18 protein-coding genes and 1 pseudogene are annotated in these 17,650 nt (G+C 62.6%); 10 read left to right on the top strand and 9 right to left on the bottom strand.

Translation table 11 applies throughout. The features are described from left to right. Positions 1 to 54 precede the first annotated feature (54 nt). Positions 55 to 837, top strand: a complete 783-nt coding sequence (locus tag ACLGL5_RS19935) for an NIPSNAP family protein (RefSeq protein WP_069091857.1) — start codon at positions 55 to 57, stop codon at positions 835 to 837. 97 nt (positions 838 to 934) lie between these two features. Here the strand turns inward: ACLGL5_RS19935 and ACLGL5_RS19930 are convergent, their stop codons facing one another. Continuing rightward, a complete protein-coding gene (locus tag ACLGL5_RS19930) occupies positions 935 to 1,771 on the bottom strand; it encodes an alpha/beta fold hydrolase (RefSeq protein ID WP_069091856.1) in 837 nt (278 codons plus the stop codon). Next, complete coding sequence (gene choX, locus ACLGL5_RS19925) at positions 1,768 to 2,706, bottom strand: choline ABC transporter substrate-binding protein (RefSeq protein WP_494372750.1); 939 nt, start codon at positions 2,704 to 2,706, stop codon at positions 1,768 to 1,770. The genes ACLGL5_RS19930 and choX overlap by 4 nt, the downstream gene beginning before the upstream one ends. A gap of 84 nt (positions 2,707 to 2,790) precedes the next feature. On the opposite strand from choX, the gene betI reads away from it, so the two are divergent. After that, positions 2,791 to 3,429, top strand: coding sequence for a choline-binding transcriptional repressor BetI (gene betI, locus ACLGL5_RS19920; RefSeq protein ID WP_020628828.1), 639 nt, complete (start codon positions 2,791 to 2,793; stop codon positions 3,427 to 3,429). A 12-nt stretch (positions 3,430 to 3,441) separates the two neighbouring features. Continuing rightward, positions 3,442 to 3,621 carry an SDR family oxidoreductase gene (locus ACLGL5_RS19915; protein WP_494372955.1) on the top strand — a complete coding sequence of 60 codons (180 nt, stop codon included), beginning with the start codon at positions 3,442 to 3,444 and terminating at the stop codon, positions 3,619 to 3,621. 12 nt (positions 3,622 to 3,633) lie between these two features. On the opposite strand, the gene ACLGL5_RS19910 is transcribed toward ACLGL5_RS19915, so the two are convergent. Beyond that, positions 3,634 to 4,599 carry a LysR family transcriptional regulator gene (locus ACLGL5_RS19910; protein WP_069091855.1) on the bottom strand — a complete coding sequence of 322 codons (966 nt, stop codon included), beginning with the start codon at positions 4,597 to 4,599 and terminating at the stop codon, positions 3,634 to 3,636. A 110-nt stretch (positions 4,600 to 4,709) separates the two neighbouring features. Between ACLGL5_RS19910 and ACLGL5_RS19905 the strand changes: the two genes are divergently transcribed. The 4 genes from ACLGL5_RS19905 to ACLGL5_RS19890 all read left to right on the top strand — a co-directional run bounded on the left by ACLGL5_RS19905 (position 4,710) and on the right by ACLGL5_RS19890 (position 8,053). Beyond that, on the top strand, positions 4,710 to 5,210 hold the full coding sequence (locus tag ACLGL5_RS19905) for a cupin domain-containing protein (protein ID WP_494372749.1): 501 nt from the start codon (positions 4,710 to 4,712) through the stop codon (positions 5,208 to 5,210). Positions 5,211 to 5,478: 268 nt separating this feature from the next. Next, positions 5,479 to 6,876 carry a class II fumarate hydratase gene (gene fumC / locus ACLGL5_RS19900; RefSeq protein WP_038646004.1) on the top strand — a complete coding sequence of 466 codons (1,398 nt, stop codon included), beginning with the start codon at positions 5,479 to 5,481 and terminating at the stop codon, positions 6,874 to 6,876. Positions 6,877 to 7,053: 177 nt separating this feature from the next. Next, positions 7,054 to 7,476, top strand: a complete 423-nt coding sequence (locus tag ACLGL5_RS19895; RefSeq protein ID WP_069091853.1) for a DoxX family protein — start codon at positions 7,054 to 7,056, stop codon at positions 7,474 to 7,476. A gap of 154 nt (positions 7,477 to 7,630) precedes the next feature. Next, positions 7,631 to 8,053, top strand: coding sequence for a DoxX family protein (locus tag ACLGL5_RS19890; protein WP_038646000.1), 423 nt, complete (start codon positions 7,631 to 7,633; stop codon positions 8,051 to 8,053). A gap of 21 nt (positions 8,054 to 8,074) precedes the next feature. On the opposite strand, the gene ppx is transcribed toward ACLGL5_RS19890, so the two are convergent. Further along, the gene (gene ppx / locus ACLGL5_RS19885) at positions 8,075 to 9,610 is read right to left on the bottom strand and encodes an exopolyphosphatase (protein WP_038645997.1); all 1,536 of its coding nucleotides are present in this window, start codon (positions 9,608 to 9,610) and stop codon (positions 8,075 to 8,077) included. Continuing rightward, a complete protein-coding gene (locus tag ACLGL5_RS19880; protein WP_494372748.1) occupies positions 9,610 to 11,811 on the bottom strand; it encodes an RNA degradosome polyphosphate kinase in 2,202 nt (733 codons plus the stop codon). The genes ppx and ACLGL5_RS19880 overlap by 1 nt, the downstream gene beginning before the upstream one ends. A 228-nt stretch (positions 11,812 to 12,039) precedes the next feature. On the opposite strand from ACLGL5_RS19880, the gene ACLGL5_RS19875 reads away from it, so the two are divergent. From ACLGL5_RS19875 to ACLGL5_RS19865, 3 genes and pseudogenes are all read left to right on the top strand, one after another. Then, positions 12,040 to 12,285, top strand: a complete 246-nt coding sequence (locus ACLGL5_RS19875; RefSeq protein WP_015318409.1) for a zinc-finger domain-containing protein — start codon at positions 12,040 to 12,042, stop codon at positions 12,283 to 12,285. A gap of 19 nt (positions 12,286 to 12,304) precedes the next feature. Further along, positions 12,305 to 13,543, top strand: a complete 1,239-nt coding sequence (locus ACLGL5_RS19870) for an FAD-dependent monooxygenase (protein WP_069091852.1) — start codon at positions 12,305 to 12,307, stop codon at positions 13,541 to 13,543. A gap of 15 nt (positions 13,544 to 13,558) precedes the next feature. Continuing rightward, a pseudogene (locus tag ACLGL5_RS19865) lies at positions 13,559 to 13,666 on the top strand (hypothetical protein); the annotation flags it as partial. Here ACLGL5_RS19865 and ACLGL5_RS19860 read toward each other — a convergent pair. From ACLGL5_RS19860 to ACLGL5_RS19845, 4 genes are all read right to left on the bottom strand, one after another. Continuing rightward, positions 13,667 to 14,332: a TIGR02117 family protein gene (locus tag ACLGL5_RS19860; RefSeq protein WP_069091851.1), complete on the bottom strand. Its 666-nt coding sequence runs from the start codon at positions 14,330 to 14,332 to the stop codon at positions 13,667 to 13,669. A 95-nt stretch (positions 14,333 to 14,427) separates the two neighbouring features. Continuing rightward, positions 14,428 to 15,177, bottom strand: coding sequence for an amino acid ABC transporter ATP-binding protein (locus ACLGL5_RS19855; RefSeq protein ID WP_031240865.1), 750 nt, complete (start codon positions 15,175 to 15,177; stop codon positions 14,428 to 14,430). 76 nt (positions 15,178 to 15,253) lie between these two features. Further along, a complete protein-coding gene (locus ACLGL5_RS19850; protein WP_494372747.1) occupies positions 15,254 to 16,411 on the bottom strand; it encodes an amino acid ABC transporter permease in 1,158 nt (385 codons plus the stop codon). A gap of 4 nt (positions 16,412 to 16,415) precedes the next feature. Then, positions 16,416 to 17,603 (bottom strand): amino acid ABC transporter permease, encoded by a 1,188-nt coding sequence (locus ACLGL5_RS19845; protein WP_038645989.1) that lies wholly within the window; start codon positions 17,601 to 17,603, stop codon positions 16,416 to 16,418. Between the last annotated feature and the right edge of the window lie 47 nt (positions 17,604 to 17,650).

Here is a 17,650-nt window from a genome sequence, read left to right as displayed (position 1 = left end):
GGACAACCGGTTTGTTTATAAACAGGATGATCACCCTGTTTTTGGAGACTGCCGATGAACCTGCCCCTGAACGCCGCTCCACAGGCCCCAATGCTTGCCTCACCCGTCGTCGAGTTGAGGCAGTACACCTTGAACCCCGGGCAGCGTGAAACCCTGATTGCCCTCTTCGACCGGCAGTTCATCGAGAGCCAGGAGGCGACTGGAATGACTGTCATCGGCCAGTTCCGCGATCTGGACCGTCCGGACATGTTCGTCTGGCTGCGCGGCTTCGACAGCATGGATGTCCGCAAGGAGGCGCTGGCCGCCTTCTACGACGGCCCGGTCTGGACAGCGCACCGCGACGCGGCCAATGCGACGATGATCGATTCCGACGATGTGCTGTTGCTGAAGCCGGCATGGCCGGGCGCAGGCTTCGACCTGTCAGGGCTTCAGCGGCCGGCTTCTGCCGAGCAGGAAAACTCCAGCAATGAGAACCGTTTGGGCGGTATTGTTGTCATCCGGATTCATCATTTGCGATCGGAAGCAGAGACCGGATTCGCCAGTCGCTTCGCGGTGGAGGCGGCACCCATGATGAAGGCGCACGGCGTACGCCTGCTCGCCGCCTTTGTCATGGAACATGCTCAAAACAGTTTTCCGCGGCTGCCGGTGCGGGCCAGCGAAAACGTCTTCCTTTCCATCGCCCGGTTCGACGGCACCGAGGCGCATGCAAGCCAGGAAGCCGCCCTCGCCGCCGCGCCGGCATGGCAGGCCTTCTGGCAAACCGCTCATCTTGATCTGGCCAAACCAATCGAGACCTTGCGGCTGTCGCCCACGTCGCGATCCCTGGTCGGGCGTTAGAGCAATTCCAGGAAAAGTGTGAACGGTTTTCCGTCCGGAATTGCGTCAAAACGAAGATTTAGAGCAGTCCGCCGTTTCCGCGAAACGGTGAACTGCTCTAGGCTTCGAATGCCTCGATGATGGCCCGAGCGACAAAGGCCGGGTCCTCCCAATGCGGGTTGTGGCCACATGCCTCGGCACGCAAGAGGCGTGCCCCAGCCAAGCAACGCGACAGCGCCTGCTGGTGCGCCTCACCGAACAGCGGGTCGCACCCGCCGGCGATTATCAGCGTTGGGGTTCGCACTCCCTGCGCCGCACTCGTCAGGTCGGCGCGGCAAATCTCCTCCAGGATGGCGCGCCAGCGCGCCGCGGGCATGGCCGATGCGTCTTTCGCCAGGCCGGCGAGAAACGCCTGGGGCACGCCGGGCCGGCAGGCATGCCACCAGTCATAGAACGGGTCGGTCGGCGATATCGGGTCGCGCAGGGCCTGCACACCCGCGACCAGTGGATGATCCGATGCGAAATCGGGCTTCAACGTGCCGGCCATGACCACCAGTCCGCCGATGAGTTCCTTGTACCGCGCAGCCAAAGCGATGGCCACCATGGCGCCCAACGAATGGCCGACGACAACAGGCTGATCGAGTTGCAAATGCCGGATCAGGGCCGCAATGTCATCGGCGAAGTCGGCGATGCCGAAGCCCTTGCCCGGCGACGACGCGCCATGGCCGCGTAGATCGGGCATGATCAGCCGGCGGCCGGCCAGATGCGGCGCCAGGAGCGAAAAGCTGCGGCTGGTGTCGGTGAAGCCGTGCACCAGAACCAGCGCCGGCTCGGCGCCCGAGGTCTCGACATAGGCGATCTCCAGGCCGGCTGGATTGATGAATTGCTTGCGGTCGGCCCAGGCGTCCTGCTCCGCCCAGGCATCCGGGGCCGCTTCCAGCGTGACCGATGTCACAGGCCGAGCTTCTCCTTGACCGCGGCAAGGCCGGGCTTGCCGTCGAAGGTGGTGACGCCGGCGAGCCAGGCGTCGAGGCGGCCCTTGTTCGCCGTGATCGCCTTCAGCGCCCCGTCCTCCGGCTTCATGCCGTCATTGATGAGGTAACCCATGCCGACATTCTCGAAATCGATGTCGAAGGCGAGGTTTTTGAGGAACTGCGCGACATTGGGGCATTGCTGCAGATAGCCCTTGCGCACCTGGGTCGTGACCGTCGCGGCGCCGAAATTCGGGCCGAAGAACTTGTCGCCGCCGGTCAGATATTTGAAATCATACATAGTGTTCATCGGATGCGGGGCCCAGCCCTGGAAGACGATGAACTGCTTTTCCTTGATCTCATAGCCGACCTCGGAAAGCATGCCGGCCTCGCTCAACTCGACCACGTGCCAGCCGTCGAGACCGAGCGATGGATCGGCGATGGCGTCCATCATCAACTGGTTGGAACCGGGCTCGATGCCGTACATCTTCTTGCCGAACTTGTCGGCGAATTTGTGCAGGTCGGCGAAGTCCTTGACGCCGGCATCCCAGACATAGGTCGGAACGGCGAAGGTGTATTTTGCGCCCTCGAGATTGACGCGGACATTCTCGACCGAGCCATCCTTCTTGTAGGGCTCGTAGTAGGTGACCATGGCCGGGTCCCAATAGCCGAGGAACAGGTCCAGATCGTTGTTCTTCATGCCTTCGTAGATGACGTTGATGCCAAGCACCGAGCTTTGCGGCTGGTAGCCGAGCGCATCGAGCAGGACGTTGGCGACGCCGGTGGTGAAGGCAAGATCGTTCCAGCCCGGTTCGGCCATGCGGACCGCCCTGCACTGCTCGGCCTCGGCTGCCTGAGCCGCATGAACACCCAGCGTCAGGGCTGCAATACAGACGCCATTTGCAAGCATGCGGACCATTTAGATTCTCCTCGTCATCAGTGATTTTGACCAATTGGTCTTTTTATTGTCCCGCCGGTCAATTCTTGATCTGCACGGACGAAAATGTCAACGTGGATTCGCAATGCCTGGATGGAAGCCGTGAAACTCAAGCGTCTCAGCGACATACGCCGCAAGGAGTTGCGGCAGGCCGCCTTCGCGGTGCTGGAGCGCGAAGGCATTGCGGGTGCTACCCTGGAAAAGGTGGCCGCCCATGCCGGCGCCTCCAAGGGCATCGTGCTGCACTATTTCCGCAACAAGCAGGAATTGTTCGAGCATGCGATGCGGGAGGCCAACGCCGTGCTACGCGACGCCGTGGTCGCCCGGCTTCGCCAGGCGCGCACGCCGATGGAGCGGCTCGATGCGGTGATCGACGGCAATTTCGAGGAACATCTGTTCCTGCCGCCTCTTTGCCATGCCTGGCTTTCGCTGTGCGCCGAGGTGCCGCGCGACGAGAAGCTGGCGCGTATCCAGAAGGTGCTGCACGCGCGTATGCGTTCGAACTTGTTGTCCGGCCTGCACGGCCTTGCCTTGCCCGGCGAAGCCGACGAAATCGCGCTTGGCGTCACCGCGCTGATCGACGGGCTTTGGCTGCGGCTCGGCCTGGAACCAGGCAGCGTCTCGCGCGAACAGGCGATCCGCCAGGTCAAGGATTTCGTCGCCGCGCGCCTGGCCATGCACCAGCCTGCGACCGTCGGCGCGTAGACCTGCCCTGGTCTGCCAGCTGGCCGTACTTGTCCCATCCGAGCATCGGGAGCCGGAGAACGCAGCTATCCGCTGGGCCGCATCGGCCGCCCGGACGACCTCGCCGGCATGGCGGTTTATCTCGCCAGCGACGAGGCGGCCTGGACGAGCGGTGGCATTTTCGCGATCGACGGCGGGTACACGGCGGGGTGAGCTACCCGGCCGCTAGGCGCCGACAATTTCAGTGGCGACGCTTTCCAGAAATCCAAGAGCCCCTATCGCCTCCAGGATCTGGTTGCGAACCCAGCGATGAGGCGGCTCGTCGTCGTGGCGCGCGTGCCAGTACATCCTGACTTCAGGAACAGAAATGGGAAGTGGCGGTTCAAAGATGACGAGGGGCAAAGTCTTCGCGGCCCAAACCGCGAACTGCCTAGGAACCGCGGCGAGGTAGTTTCCGTTTGCCACTGCCAATGCGACAGCCTGAAAGTGCGGCAGTGCCAGGCTTACACGACGCGTTCGCCCGATCTTGCGAAGCGCCTCGTCGGTGGAGCCCGACATCGAGCCATCGATAGAGCGAAGGACGTGCGGCAACTCGCAGAAAAGCTCGATCGGCAGAGGCTCGCCTTCCGCGATCCCCGCCTGCCTGATCGCAGCGTTGTCGTCCGCGGCGATGACAGCGAATGGTGAATGGAACAGGGGCGTGCTTGAGACCCAGTCGGAGACCTCCAGCGGACGCTCGAGCGCTGCGTCGATTTCATCGTCCTGAAGCAGCCGCGAAACGTCGCCGCGAGCACTGTCCAGAAAGCGGAACGACACGCGAGGCGCTATCACAGCGATGCGTGCCGCCAGAAACGGCATCAGCAGCATGGAGAAGAAGTCTGCCCCCATGAGCGTGAAGGTTCGGTCGAGTTCCGCCGGTTCGAAGTTTCTTGACGACTGGAAGACACGTTCGATTTCGCGAAGTGCCGCGCGCAACGGCTCCGCAAGGCTCTCGGCGCGCGGCGTCGGCATCATTTCATTGCCGCGTCGCACGAACAACTGGTCGTTGAGGATATACCGCAAGCGATTGAGCGCAGCGCTGACGGCTGGCTGGCTGAGGCCGATCTGCTCGCCGGCACGCGTGACGCTTCTTTCCCGCAGGAGTGCGTCGAACACCTTGACGAGATTGAGGTCGAGCGCGTTCAAATTCATCAGATCAATTCGCCCCATACGATCATTCGATTTCCGTTGCCGGCATGTCTTTGGTTAGGTCGTCGTCGGCACAGCCCAGTCGGCACAGGCAACAGAAGGATCAGACAGCCATGACAATGACCCCCGGGACCATCACAGGCAAGGAACTCCTCTGGTTCAACAACACGCTTGTCGCGATCCACGTCTCATCGACCGCAGGAGAAGACGGCATCTGCGTCGTCGAGCATCGCATGCCTTACGGCGACTCTCCGCCGCTGCATGTGCATCGTCGGGAAGACGAAGTGTTTTACATCCTGGACGGAAGATTGCGCTTTCAGATCGACGGCCGCGAACGCATCGCGGACGCCGGCGAAACCGTCATTGCACCGAAAGGCCTGCCGCACACCTACCGGGTTGAGTCGCGCGAAGGGGCGAACACCCTGACCATCACACGCGGTGCGGATTTCGAAACGCTTCTGCGTCAGGCGGGCCGCCCCGCCAAACAGCCGGAGTTGCCGCCGCAAATGGAACCGACGCCGGAACTCATCGCGGCACTGGTGCAGCTCTGCGCAAAGAATGGCATCGACGTTGTTGGTCCGCCGCTAGAGCAGGATGATTTCAGGTCGAATTGACCTGAAATCTGAATCTGCCTCTAACTCAAAGAGATAGAGGCGGATGCCATCCGAAAACCGCTTCACACTTTTCGGCATCATGCGCTGGCCTGATTGGTCGTTCAGGACATTCACCTCGGCAAGCCGACGCGCGCCTCCGCACTCTTTCCTTAGGGGAGAAGGCGGAGGCGTTCCTTCAACCGATTTGCATCCGTCTCGCGCGCAATCTCCGCTTGAAGCCATTTGTGCAACGCGATACGCCGTTGCCGACTTCGACAAGGAGAGACCCGTGACCGCTGCAAAGACCAGAACCGAAACCGATACGTTCGGCCCCATCGAGGTTGCCGCCGACCGTTATTGGGGCGCCCAGGCGCAGCGTTCCCTGGGTAATTTCAAGATCGGCTGGGAAAAGCAGCCGGCTTCGATCGTGCGTGCGCTGGGAGTGGTCAAGCGCGCCGCGGCCGAAGTGAACATGGAGATGAAGCGGCTCGATCCGGTCGTCGGCAAGGCGATCGTCGACGCCGCCCAGGAAGTGATCGACGGCAAGCTCAATGATCATTTCCCGCTGGTGGTCTGGCAGACCGGCTCGGGCACGCAGTCCAACATGAACGCCAATGAGGTGATCTCCAACCGGGCGGTCGAGATGCTGGGCGGGGCGATGGGCTCGAAGAAGCCGGTGCACCCAAACGACCACGTCAATATGAGCCAGTCGTCGAACGACACCTATCCGACGGCCATGCATATCGCCTGCGCAGAGCAGGTCGTCCATCATCTCATCCCGGCGCTGCATCATCTGCACAAGGCGCTGGACGCCAAGGCCCGGGCCTTCAATCACATCATCAAGATCGGCCGCACCCATACGCAGGATGCCACGCCGCTGACGCTGGGCCAGGAATTTTCCGGCTATGCGGCGCAGGTCGCCTCCTCGATCAAGCGCATCGAAATGACGCTGCCCGGCCTGCAGGAACTGGCGCAAGGCGGCACCGCCGTCGGCACCGGCCTTAACGCGCCAGTCGGTTTTGCTGAAAAGGTGGCCGATCGCATCGCCGCCATCACCGGCATCGCTTTCGTCACCGCGCCGAACAAGTTCGAGGCGCTCGCGGCACATGATTCCATGGTGTTCTCGCACGGCGCCATCAACGCGGCGGCGGCAGCACTCTTCAAGATCGCCAACGACATCCGCTTCCTCGGTTCAGGCCCGCGCTCGGGCCTCGGCGAATTGTCGCTGCCGGAAAACGAACCCGGCTCCTCGATCATGCCGGGCAAGGTCAATCCGACCCAGTGCGAGGCGATGACGCAGGTCTGCGTACAGGTGTTCGGCAACAATGCGGCGCTGACCTTCGCCGGCAGCCAGGGCCATTTCGAGCTCAATGTCTACAATCCGCTGATGGCCTACAATTTCCTGCAGTCGGTGCAGTTGCTTGCCGATGCATCGGTCTCCTTCACCGACAATTGCGTCGTCGGCATCGTCGCGCGGGAGGACAATATACGTGAATCACTGAACCGCTCGCTGATGCTGGTGACGGCGCTGGCGCCTACCATCGGCTACGACAACGCCGCCAAGATCGCCAAGACGGCGCATAAGAACGGCACCACGCTGCGCGAGGAAGCGCTGGCCACGGGGCTGGTCAGCGAGGCCGATTATGACCGGCTGGTGCGCCCGGAGGACATGACGCATCCGGGGTAAGGTGCTTTTCGGCGGGAGAATTTACTCCCGCCCCCGCATCACCCGATACGAATTTCGCGCTTTTTCGCCGTTCACGGAAACGGATAACCTGTGAACAATGTGTCGCCGCATCAGCGGCTTTGGTGAACAGTCGGCATCGTCTATCTCAGGGTCATTCAACCCATTCGGAGAGACACCATGTCCATCAACACTTCCGCCGCAGGCGCCGGCACCGCGTCCAACAGCTCTGTCACCATCCTGCTTGGCCGCATCCTGCTCGCGGTCATTTTCCTGCTTTCCGGTTTCGGCAAGCTCACCGCCATTTCCGGCACCGCTGCCTACTTTGGCGGCCTCGGCCTGCCCGCTCCGACCGCAACGGCTGTGGTCGTTGGCCTGATTGAACTGCTCGGCGGCCTCGCCATCCTCGTCGGTTTCCAGACCCGTGTCGCTGCCTGGGTGCTCGCGATCTTCACCGTCGCCACCGGGCTGGTCGCCCATACCGCCTGGGCCGACCAGATGCAGATGATCCAGTTCCTCAAGAACCTCGCCATCACCGGCGGCTTCCTGCTACTGGCCTCATCGGGCGCGGGCGCCTATTCGATCGACGCCAAGCGCGGCTGAACCTTCCCTCCCAAGCCTCGACAAAGCGGCGCGGAATTTTCCGCGCCGCTTTTTCGTTGTCTGGAATAGCCGGTCCGGTTTCGGCGGAGGCCTCACAGGCGTAGACTTCGGGCAGCCGGCTCGAGCCCAGAGGGCGCCGGCAAGGGAGGTGGTCATGACCCGCGATGCATTGCTTCTGGTTTCGCGACTGCTGTTTGCCGTGCTGTTCGTACCATCCGGCTTCCAGGCGCTCGCCAACATTGCCGGCACATCCGATTATTTTGCCGGCCTCGGCCTGCCGCTGCCGACGCTCGCCGCCTGGGGCACGGGCCTGTTCGAGCTGATCGCCGGCTTGCTGATCCTCATCGGGTTTCAGACCCGGATCGTGGCGCTGCTTTTGGCGGCCTTCTGCGTCGTTGCCGGCTTCATCGGCCATCACGGCCAAGGGGCCGGCGATGCGATGCTCGCCTTCCTGCACCAGCAGATGCTGATGAAGGACATTGCGATATCAGGCGGCTTCCTGGCGCTGGCCATGGCCGGCGCCGGCGCCTGGTCGGCGGACGGGCGCGGTTTCGCTATCGGTGCTGACGTAACCTGAGCCTCAGTCAGCAAGAACGCCCTATTTGACGGACACGCTCGGTCCACCCTCCACCGCCAGCACGAGCCTGCGGTTGGTGATCCGAGCCAACTGCGCCAGGCGGCCGGCCGGCCGCTCGCCATAGAGATCGGAGAGCGATGCCGGCAACACCAGCGCCAGCACGCCGTTGGCGCGCTGCTCCCATTTCAGCCTAGGCATGATGCCGGGCATCGAGGCCGTCAGCAGGTAGACCACCCGCATCATCGCCGCCAGCACGCGAGCCCGCTCGAGATAGCGCGGCGTAGCCAGCGCCTTGATTTCAGGTGCGATGGATTCGTTGAAGATGCCGTCGTGACGATAGGCGTTGGCCAAAGCCAGGAAGGCCCGGCCGGGATGGTCGACGCCGAAGAAAGAGGCGTGCGCTATGATGTTGAGCGATTGCCTGCCCCGATATTCCGGGTGCGCGCGCCAGCCGATGTCGGCCAGCAATGCGGCAGCGTGGCGGTAGCGCGCCTCGTCCTCGGTCTCGTCGATGCCGAAGGCCGCGAAGGATTTGGCCGTCCAGTCGACCAATTCATGCGCATGGGTGAACGAGCGCGAGCGCAAACGGGCGAGTTCCTCGGACGCCGAGATCAACGGATCGGCCTTCTGCTCGGCCTCGTCGAGCAGCGAATAGAGGAAGCCTTCGCGCACGCCGAGCGCCGAGACGATGATCTTCGACGGCTGCATCGCCGCCATGATCTCCTGCAGCACGATGGCGCCATAGGGCAGCAGCGAGCGGCGGTTCTTCGAGACGCCCTCGATCCCCTTGACCTTCTCGATCTCGGCCTTGGCCACCTGCTTGAGAAAATTCGTCGCGCTGTCGGCCGACATCTCGTAGTGGTGCATGACGCCAAGCGGGTAGTTGGTCATCTCCATGTGCAGGCGGGCGAGGTTTCGCCAGGTGCCGCCGACGGCGTAGAAGGGCCGGCCCTGCCCGCCTTTCAACAGCTTCGCGCGCGCCAGTTCGTCGCGCGCGATCTTCTGTGCCTGGGCAAGCGAGTTCTTCGCCATGTCCTGCAGGCGCAGGCCGCCGAGCGGCAGCGTTATGCCGTCGCCGATCGCCTCGCCATTGACGTCGACCAGTTCGAGACTGCCGCCGCCCAGATCGCCGGCGATGCCATTGGCCGGGTGGAAGCCGGAGATGACGCCGAGCGCCGAATAGTAGGCTTCCTGGCGGCCGCTGATCACGCGGATCTCGGTCTTGAGGACCTCTTCGGCGCGATGGATGAAATCGGGACCGTTGATCGCCTCGCGCGCGGCTGCCGTGGCCAAGACATACATATGCTCGGCGCCCGCCTGATCGGACAGCGCGCGAAAGCGGCGGAACTCTTCCATCGAGCGGGTCACCGCCTCGGGGTCGAGTTTTCCGGTCGAAACGATGCCACGGCCAAGACCGGCGAGCATCTTTTCGTTGAACAGCATGGTCGGCGAGCGCGCCAGCCCCTCATAGACGACGAGGCGGATCGAATTCGACCCGATGTCGATGATGGATAGCGGTCGGCGGTCCTGCAGCCGGCCCTGGGAATCAGACAGCATCAGGTGGACGCTGCAGCGTTCTTCTTGCGGCGCTTGAACTGCGCAATGCGCTTGGGCGCGTGCGACTTCAGCGCGTCACCCCGTCCCGACAGGCTCGGATTGGTCATGAAATATTCCTGCGCGTTGAACGGTTCCTCGCCCTCCTCAAGCACCACGCGCCGGGAGGTTCCATCAGCCAATACGTCGAAACTTTGCTGATTGTCCATGATATTGCCCAGCATGATCTGGCCCAAAACCTGTTCATGCACAGTTGGATTGGTGATCGGCACCATGGTCTCGACGCGACGGTCGAGATTGCGCGGCATCAGGTCGGCGGAGGAGATATAGACGATCGCCTCGTCTGAGGGCAGGCCATAGCCATTGCCAAAACAATAGATGCGGCTGTGTTCGAGGAAGCGGCCGACGATCGACTTGACCCTGATGTTTTCCGACAGGCCCGGCACCTGCGGCCGCAGGCAGCATATGCCGCGCACGACGAGGTCGATCTCAACCCCGGCGCGGCTGGCATCATAGAGCGCGTCGATGATGATCGGGTCGACCAGCGCGTTCATCTTCATCCAGATGCGCGCCGGCTTTCCCTCCAGCGCATGGGCGACTTCGTCGGAAATGTGGTGCAGGATGCGGTTGCGCAGCGTGAATGGCGAGATAGCTAGCCGCATTTCGGCGGTCGGCTCGGCATAGCCGGTGATGAAATTGAACAGCTGGGCAACGTCGCGGGCGATCGTCGGATCGGTGGTGAAAAAGGACAGGTCGGTGTAGATACGCGCGGTGACCGGATGGTAGTTGCCGGTGCCCAGATGCACGTAGTTGCGCAGCTTGCCGTCCTCGCGCCGCACCACCAGCGACATTTTCGCGTGGGTCTTCAATTCGAGGAATCCGAACACGACCTGCACGCCTGCGCGCTCGAGGTCGCGCGCCCAGCGGATGTTGGCTTCCTCGTCGAAGCGCGCCTTTAGCTCGACCAACGCGGTCACCGACTTGCCGGCTTCGGCCGCGTCGACCAGCGCGCGCACGATCGGGCTGTCGTTGGAGGTTCGGTAAAGGGTCTGCTTGATCGCCACCACTTCGGGATCGGCCATGGCCTGGCGCAGGAACTGCACGACGACGTCGAAGGATTCGTAGGGGTGGTGGACGATGATGTCCTTCTCGCGGATAGCGGCAAAGCAGTCACCGCCATGCTCGCGGATGCGTTCGGGAAAGCGGGGATTGTAGGGCGTGAATTTCAGGTCGTCGCGGGGAACAGCGACGATCTCGGAGATCTGGCTGAGCGCCAGCGGACCGGTCAAGACGCTGATGCGGCTCGACGAGACGCCGAGCTCGCCGGCCACGAAATCGCGCAATTCCCCAGGCATCAGCCTGTCGAACTCGATGCGGATCACCGAGCCACGGCGCCGCCGCTTAAGCGCCGTCTCGAACAGGCGCACCAGATCTTCCGACTCTTCCTCGACCTCGATATCGCTGTCGCGGATGATACGGAATGTGCCGGAGCCCTTGACCTCGTAGCCGGGGAACAGCTTACCGATATAGAGACCGACCGCCTCCTCCAGCGGGATGAAGCGAACATGGTGCTTGCGATCGGGAAGCCGGATGAAGCGCTTCAGCGCCACCGGCAGGCGCAGAAGCGCGCTCATCTCCTCGCCATTCTTGCGGTGGCGCAGCTGCAGCGCCATCGAGAAGCCGAGATTGGGAATGAACGGGAACGGATGCGCCGGGTCGATCGACAGCGGGGTCAGCACCGGAAACACCTGGTCCTGGAAATGCTCTTCCAGCCAGACCTTCTCGTCCTTGGTCAGCGCATCGCGCGTAATGCTCTCGATGCCTTCCTTGTTGAGCAGCACGGTGAGCGCCGAAAGGCTCTTCTGCTGATCTTCCTGCAGCCGCTCGACCTCGCGCAGCAGCTGTTCGAGCTGCTGTTCGGGGGTGCGGCCGTCGGGGCTTTTCAGCGTGATGCCTTCGCGCACCTGGCCGGCGAGGCCGGCGACGCGCACCATGAAGAACTCGTCGAGATTGGCCGCCGAAATCGACAGGAAGCGAACGCGCTCCAGCAGCGGATGGTGGGTGTTCAGCAATTCCTCGAGAACGCGACGATTGAATTGCAGCCAGGAAAACTCACGGTTGACGAAGCGATCCGGGTTGCCGCCCTCTGAACTGGCCACCTCGACATTGACGAATTCGCTCTGCACCGGCTTCAGTTCGTTCATTGTCCCTGCCCACAACCGTTCCCTTGGAGCGCCGCCAGATGGCGATGAACGCTCTAACATGCCTTCGTAAAGCGTTATCAGTCGCGGAATCGCTTGGTATCCGCGGTCACACGCTTAATCGGCTCAACTTATCCTCTGACAGGCTTTTGCGACAGTTTCATTTCATCGATCTTGCAAAGAGACCTGTTATGATCCAGATGCATGCGAGACTGCGTTAAGGAGACGACGATGGCAGGCGGTTCCATTCCCCATTTCCAGAACGATGCCGGCCATCCGGCGATCGACATCGGGGTCAAGGAATTCATGTGCACGGGCGCCAATCCGCCTTTCGACCACCCGCATGTGTTCCTCGACATGGGCGACGACAATGAGAAAGTCTGCCCCTATTGCTCGACGCTCTACCGCTACTCGCCGAAGCTGAAGGCAACGGAAACGCTGCCGGCAGGCTGCCTCTACATCGACCAGGCCGCTTGATTCTTTCCCGACGGACCTGATGGACGACCAGCGCTCTCGGCAAATCGTCATCGCCGGAGCGGGCGTCGCGGGCCTGACCGCGGCACTTGCTTTTGCCAGACGCGGCTATCCCGTGCAGGTGTTCGAGCAAGCGCCGCGCCTGGAAGCCGTAGGCGCCGGCCTCCAACTTTCTCCCAACGCGACACGCATCCTGCGTGACCTCGGCGTGCTCGACCGGCTGCTGCCGGCGACGGTGCGGCCGGAGGCCGTGATGCTCAAGGATGCCAGGACGTTACGCCAATTGGCGCGTGTGCCGTTGGGACAATCGGGTGAAAGCCGCTGGGGCGCTCCCTATCTCGTCGCCCATCGCGCCGACCTGCAGAGTGCGCTGATGGCGTGTGCGGCAGAGATGCCTGATATCCATCTCACGCTCGGGGCGCGCGTCGAAAAAATTGCGACTGGCAGCCGTGGTGTGACGGCGACCGTCGAGATCGGCGGCAATACGGCAGAGGAACAGGGCTCCTTGCTGGTCGGCGCCGATGGCGTCTGGTCGTCGGTGCGCGGGCTTGTCGATGCAAAAAGGATGGCATCGCCAAGAAGCCGTTTTTCGGGAGAGCTGGCCTGGCGCACCACCGTCGCGGCCGACAGCGGCGCCGGGCAAGCCTTTGCCGCGATCGGCGCGGCCGATTGCGTCACGACTTTCCTGCATCCGGGTTTCCATATGGTCGCCTATCCCGTCAGCAAGGGCGACGCCTTCAATCTCGTCGCGTTCACCAAAGGCGAGCGCATCGCCGAGGGCTGGTCCGGCCGTGCCGATACCGGCATCCTCGCCGCCGCCATGCGCGGCACCGCGCCAGGGCTCGTGAAGTTGGTGGAGCAGGCCGGCCCGTGGCTGACCTGGCCGCTGCATACCGTGGAGCAGAAGCAGCCCTGGACAATGCCAGCCGGCATCGCGCTGATCGGCGATGCCGCGCATGCGATGACGCCGTTCGCTGCACAGGGCGCGGCAATGGCGATCGAGGATGCAGCGACGCTCGCCACTCTGGTCACCGACTTTCCCGCCGATCCGCGACAGAGCCTCACCATCTGGGAAAATCTGCGGCGGCCGCGCGTGGAGAGGGTCCTCAAGCGCGGTGCGCTCAACCGGCTTGCCTGGCACGCCCGAGGTCCGGTGGCACTGGCCCGCAATGTGGTGCTGGCGGCACGGCCGGCGGAGAAGCTCGCCGCCGACCTCGACTGGCTTTATGGCTGGGAGGAGCAGAGGGTCGTCAGGCGGTAGGACGTCGACTCTGATCTAGTCGCATGGTTCAAGGGGCGCGCGCCCGATGGTCGCGGTTATCAAAGCGCGATCAATAAGGCATTGCGCGAATATGTGATGAAGCAGGACCGTAAAGCCGATTAGCTAATTATACAGCCGCAACGACCATCCCAGCGACACCGGCAACGGGTTCCACCAGCCGGTCCGCAGGCCGGCGGTGCGCAACGCGGCGGCGGTCCAAGTGTTGCAGCCGACCAGTGCGTTGAAATGACCGTTCGCCTCGTAGAAGCGGTCGAAGCTGGAGTAGGCCGCATTCTCGATGACGATCGGGCCGCCAGGCCCCTGCTGAAAACTGGCTGCGATAAAATCAAGCAAGGCCGTGAACTGATCATCACCAATGTCGAAGCCGGCGACATCGGGATGCGGTTCGACGATAGCGCCGGCGACATCGACATGCATGACCGAGGCGTCGAGGGTCAGCGCCTTCATCACCGGAACGGCCTTGAGCTCGGACCACGTCGGTGTTTCCAGATAGAAGGCGCGGCCGCCCCAGCCGAAGACGATGTAGCGCACCTCGGGCGCATCTGACGGCAGCCCGGCGTCCACCAGGAAGTGGAAGCGCTTGCGTACGGCGTCGTCCACTGGAATGGCGATATCGGTATGGATCGGGTTCTCCAGCACCAGTATATGCCGCGTGCCCTCGCCCGCCGACGCCGCCGGCCAGAGCGGGCGCGGCACCAGCGTGCCGAGGGTCGCCGCAAGCACGATCGCGGCCAGCACCATGGAGAGGAAACGCAGGACTTTTCTCATCGATGACGCCCCCGCCGCCAATCGCATCACCCGTTCCACAAGCAAAGAGCCCGGCCGCGTTGCGGCCGGGCTCTTGCGCTCCAGTTTGGACCCGCTCAGTGCAGGATCTGGCTGAGGAACAGTTTCGTGCGCTCGTGGCGCGGGTGGTCGAAGAACTCGGCCGGCGTGTTCTGCTCGACGATCTGGCCCTGATCCATGAAGATCACCCGGTTGGCGACTTTTCGCGCAAAGCCCATTTCGTGGGTGACGCACAGCATGGTCATGCCTTCCTCGGCCAGACCAACCATGGTCTCCAGCACTTCCTTGATCATTTCCGGGTCGAGCGCCGAGGTCGGCTCATCGAACAGCATGATGCGAGGGTTCATGCACAGCGAACGCGCGATGGCCACGCGCTGCTGCTGGCCGCCAGACAGCTGGCCGGGATATTTGTTGGCCTGCTCGGGGATTTTCACGCGCTTGAGGAAATGCATGGCGATTTCCTCGGCCTGTTTCTTCGGTGTCTTGCGCACCCAGATCGGCGCAAGCGTGCAGTTCTCCAGGATGGTCAGATGCGGGAACAGGTTGAAGTGCTGGAACACCATGCCGACCTCGCGGCGCACCTCGTCGATCTTTTTCAGATCGTTGGTCAACTCCTTGCCATCGACGATGATCTTGCCCTTCTGATGCTCTTCCAGCCGGTTGATGCAGCGGATCATCGTCGATTTGCCGGAGCCCGACGGGCCGCAGATGACGATGCGTTCGCCGCGCATCACTTTGAGGTTGATGTCCTTCAGCACATGGAACTCGCCATACCATTTGTGCATGGCGATGATGTCGATGGCGACATCGGTGGTCGAGATGTGCATCTTGGCGGCGTTGACCTTGATCTCTTCGGCGCTGACGGCGTTTTCGGTGGCCATGACGGGTCCCCTTATTCTTTTGTTAGCGTTTGTGGCCGGTGTCGAGCCGGCGTTCGGTGTACATTGAATAGCGCGACATGCCGAAGCAGAACAGCCAAAAGACAAAGGCGGCGAAGACGAGACCGGATTTGGCGGTCTGCGCCGTTGCCCAGTTGGCGTCGGAAAAATTCTGCTTCACGATACCGAGCAGGTCGAACATCGAGATGATGAGGACCAGGCTGGTATCCTTGAACATGCCGATGAAGGTGTTGACGATGCCGGGAATGACAAGCTTCAGCGCCTGCGGCAGCACGATCAGTCCCATCTTCTGCCAGTAACCGAGGCCGAGCGAATTGGCGCCCTCGTACTGGCCTTTCGGAATAGCCTGCAGCCCGCCGCGCACCACTTCGGCCATGTAGGCGGCGGCAAACAGCGACACGCCAATCAGCGCACGCAAATATTTGTCGAAGGTGACGCCGGCCGGCAGGAACAGCGGCAGCATGACGCTGACGAAGAACAGAACGGTAATCAGCGGGATGCCGCGCACGGCTTCGATGAAGACCACGCACAACATCTTGACGATGGGCATCTTGGAGCGCCGGCCGAGCGCCAGCACGGTTCCCAGCGGCAGCGACACCGCGATGCCGACGAAGGAAAGGCTCAGCGTGATCAGCAGCCCACCCCAGCGCGAGGTTTCGACATGCTGCAGGCCGAATACGCCGCCGACCAGCAGGAAGAACGAGACGATCGGCAGTACCAGGAACAGCAGGATGGCGTTCAATCCCTTGCGCGGCACACGCGGGATCAGCATCGGCACCAGCAGCGCGGTGAACAGGATGGCGACCAAGATCGGCCGCCAGCGCTCCTCGACCGGATAGGTTCCGAACATGAACTGGCCGAACTTGGCATTGACGAAGGCCCAGCAGGCGCCGCTCCAGCCATCCGGCTGAATGCCGCCTTGCGCGACGGTCGCGCAGACGGTGCGGTCCGGCCCTGTCCACACGGCGTTGATGAACGCCCAGTTGATGATTTGCGGCAGAACCCAGGCGACGATGACGATGCCGAGGATCGTGAGGATGGTGTCGCCAACCGAACCGATCAGGTTCCTGCGCACCCAGGCGCCGGGGCCGCTGACGCTGGCCGGTGCAGGCTGCGCCAAGGCCATTTCGGTGCGCACCCAGGACATATCGTGTTCCTGCATGGCTCTACCTCTCCACCAGCGCCATTCTGGCGTTGACCACGTTCATGACGGCGGAGGTCACCAGGCTGAGTATGAGATAGGCGATCATCATGATCAGCACGCCTTCGACCGCCTGTCCGGTCTGGTTCAGCACCGTGCCGGCGGTCGCCGTCAGGTCGGGATAGCCGATGGCGATCGCCAGCGAGGAGTTCTTGGTCAGGTTGAGATACTGGCTGGTCAGCGGCGGGATGACGATACGCATGGCCTGCGGCACCACAACCAGCCGCAAGATCGACCCGGACCGCAGCCCAAGTGCCGCGGCCGCCTCGGTCTGGCCCTTGCTGACGCCCCTGATGCCGGCGCGCACGATTTCGGCGATGAAGGCGGCCGTGTAGCAGGACAGCGCCAGATAGAGCGACAGGAACTCCGGCTTGACCTGAAAGCCGCCGGTCAGATTGAAGGTCGATTGTTTGGGAAGATCAAAGCTGAGCGGAAAGCCGCTCAGCACATAGGCGAGCACCGGCAGGCCGACGATCAGCGCCACCGAGGTCCAGAACACCGGAAATTGCTGGCCGGTCGCCATCTGCCGCTGACGCGCCGTGCGGGCGACGAACCAGGCCATGGCGATGCCGACAAGGAGGGCGACGAAGATCAGCCAGGAACCCTCGCCCCAGACTGCGCGGGGAAAGTAGAAGCCGCGCTGGTTGAGGAAGGAGCCGAAGGGCAGATGATAGCTGTCACGCGGCGCCGGCAGCACGGCAAGCACGCCGGAATACCAGAAGAAGATGACCAGCAGCGGCGGGATGTTGCGGAAGATCTCGACATAGACCGTGCAGATCTTCTGGATCAGCCAGTTCTGCGACAGGCGGCCGATGCCGATGACGAAGCCGATGATTGTGGCGGTGATGATGCCGGCCACGGCGACGATGATGGTGTTGATCAGGCCGACGACGATGGCGCGGCCATAGGTCGAGTCCGACGTATAGGCGATCGGCGTATCCGAAATGTCGAACCCGGCTCTGCCCCTCAGAAAACCGAAGCCGGAAGCGATGTGCAGGCGCTGCAGATTGTCGATGACGTTCTGCACGATCCACCAGACGGAGCCGAACAGGACGATGACGACCAGCGTCTGGAAGAAGAGACTGCGTATCTTCGGGTCATTGATGAAGGAAGCCCTGCTGGACTCCTCGCGAAGAACTTCCTGCGATGCCATGTGCCCGTCCCCTGAAAAGAGAAACCGGAAGGCAGATATCTGCCTTC

This window comes from Mesorhizobium sp. U510 (assembly GCF_059180695.1).
Note: the sequence above shows the minus strand (reverse complement) of the source record. Positions and strands in the feature narration are given on the sequence as shown.

Bases quoted from the DNA above. Each gene is read 5' to 3' on its own strand.
- betI (WP_020628828.1), top strand. From the start codon at position 2,791: ATGTCAACGTGGATTCGCAATGCCTGGATGGAAGCCGTGAAACTCAAG.
- ACLGL5_RS19870 (WP_069091852.1), top strand. From the start codon at position 12,305: ATGGACGACCAGCGCTCTCGGCAAATCGTCATCGCCGGAGCGGGCGTC.
- ACLGL5_RS19905 (WP_494372749.1), top strand. From the start codon at position 4,710: ATGACAATGACCCCCGGGACCATCACAGGCAAGGAACTCCTCTGGTTC.
- ACLGL5_RS19890 (WP_038646000.1), top strand. From the start codon at position 7,631: ATGACCCGCGATGCATTGCTTCTGGTTTCGCGACTGCTGTTTGCCGTG.
- choX (WP_494372750.1), bottom strand. From the start codon at position 2,706: ATGGTCCGCATGCTTGCAAATGGCGTCTGTATTGCAGCCCTGACGCTG.
- ACLGL5_RS19850 (WP_494372747.1), bottom strand. From the start codon at position 16,411: ATGCAGGAACACGATATGTCCTGGGTGCGCACCGAAATGGCCTTGGCG.
- ACLGL5_RS19935 (WP_069091857.1), top strand. From the start codon at position 55: ATGAACCTGCCCCTGAACGCCGCTCCACAGGCCCCAATGCTTGCCTCA.
- ACLGL5_RS19895 (WP_069091853.1), top strand. From the start codon at position 7,054: ATGTCCATCAACACTTCCGCCGCAGGCGCCGGCACCGCGTCCAACAGC.
- ACLGL5_RS19860 (WP_069091851.1), bottom strand. From the start codon at position 14,332: ATGAGAAAAGTCCTGCGTTTCCTCTCCATGGTGCTGGCCGCGATCGTG.
- ACLGL5_RS19855 (WP_031240865.1), bottom strand. From the start codon at position 15,177: ATGCACATCTCGACCACCGATGTCGCCATCGACATCATCGCCATGCAC.
- ACLGL5_RS19875 (WP_015318409.1), top strand. From the start codon at position 12,040: ATGGCAGGCGGTTCCATTCCCCATTTCCAGAACGATGCCGGCCATCCG.
- ACLGL5_RS19845 (WP_038645989.1), bottom strand. From the start codon at position 17,603: ATGGCATCGCAGGAAGTTCTTCGCGAGGAGTCCAGCAGGGCTTCCTTC.
- ppx (WP_038645997.1), bottom strand. From the start codon at position 9,610: ATGCTGTCTGATTCCCAGGGCCGGCTGCAGGACCGCCGACCGCTATCC.
- ACLGL5_RS19910 (WP_069091855.1), bottom strand. From the start codon at position 4,599: ATGAATTTGAACGCGCTCGACCTCAATCTCGTCAAGGTGTTCGACGCA.
- ACLGL5_RS19880 (WP_494372748.1), bottom strand. From the start codon at position 11,811: ATGAACGAACTGAAGCCGGTGCAGAGCGAATTCGTCAATGTCGAGGTG.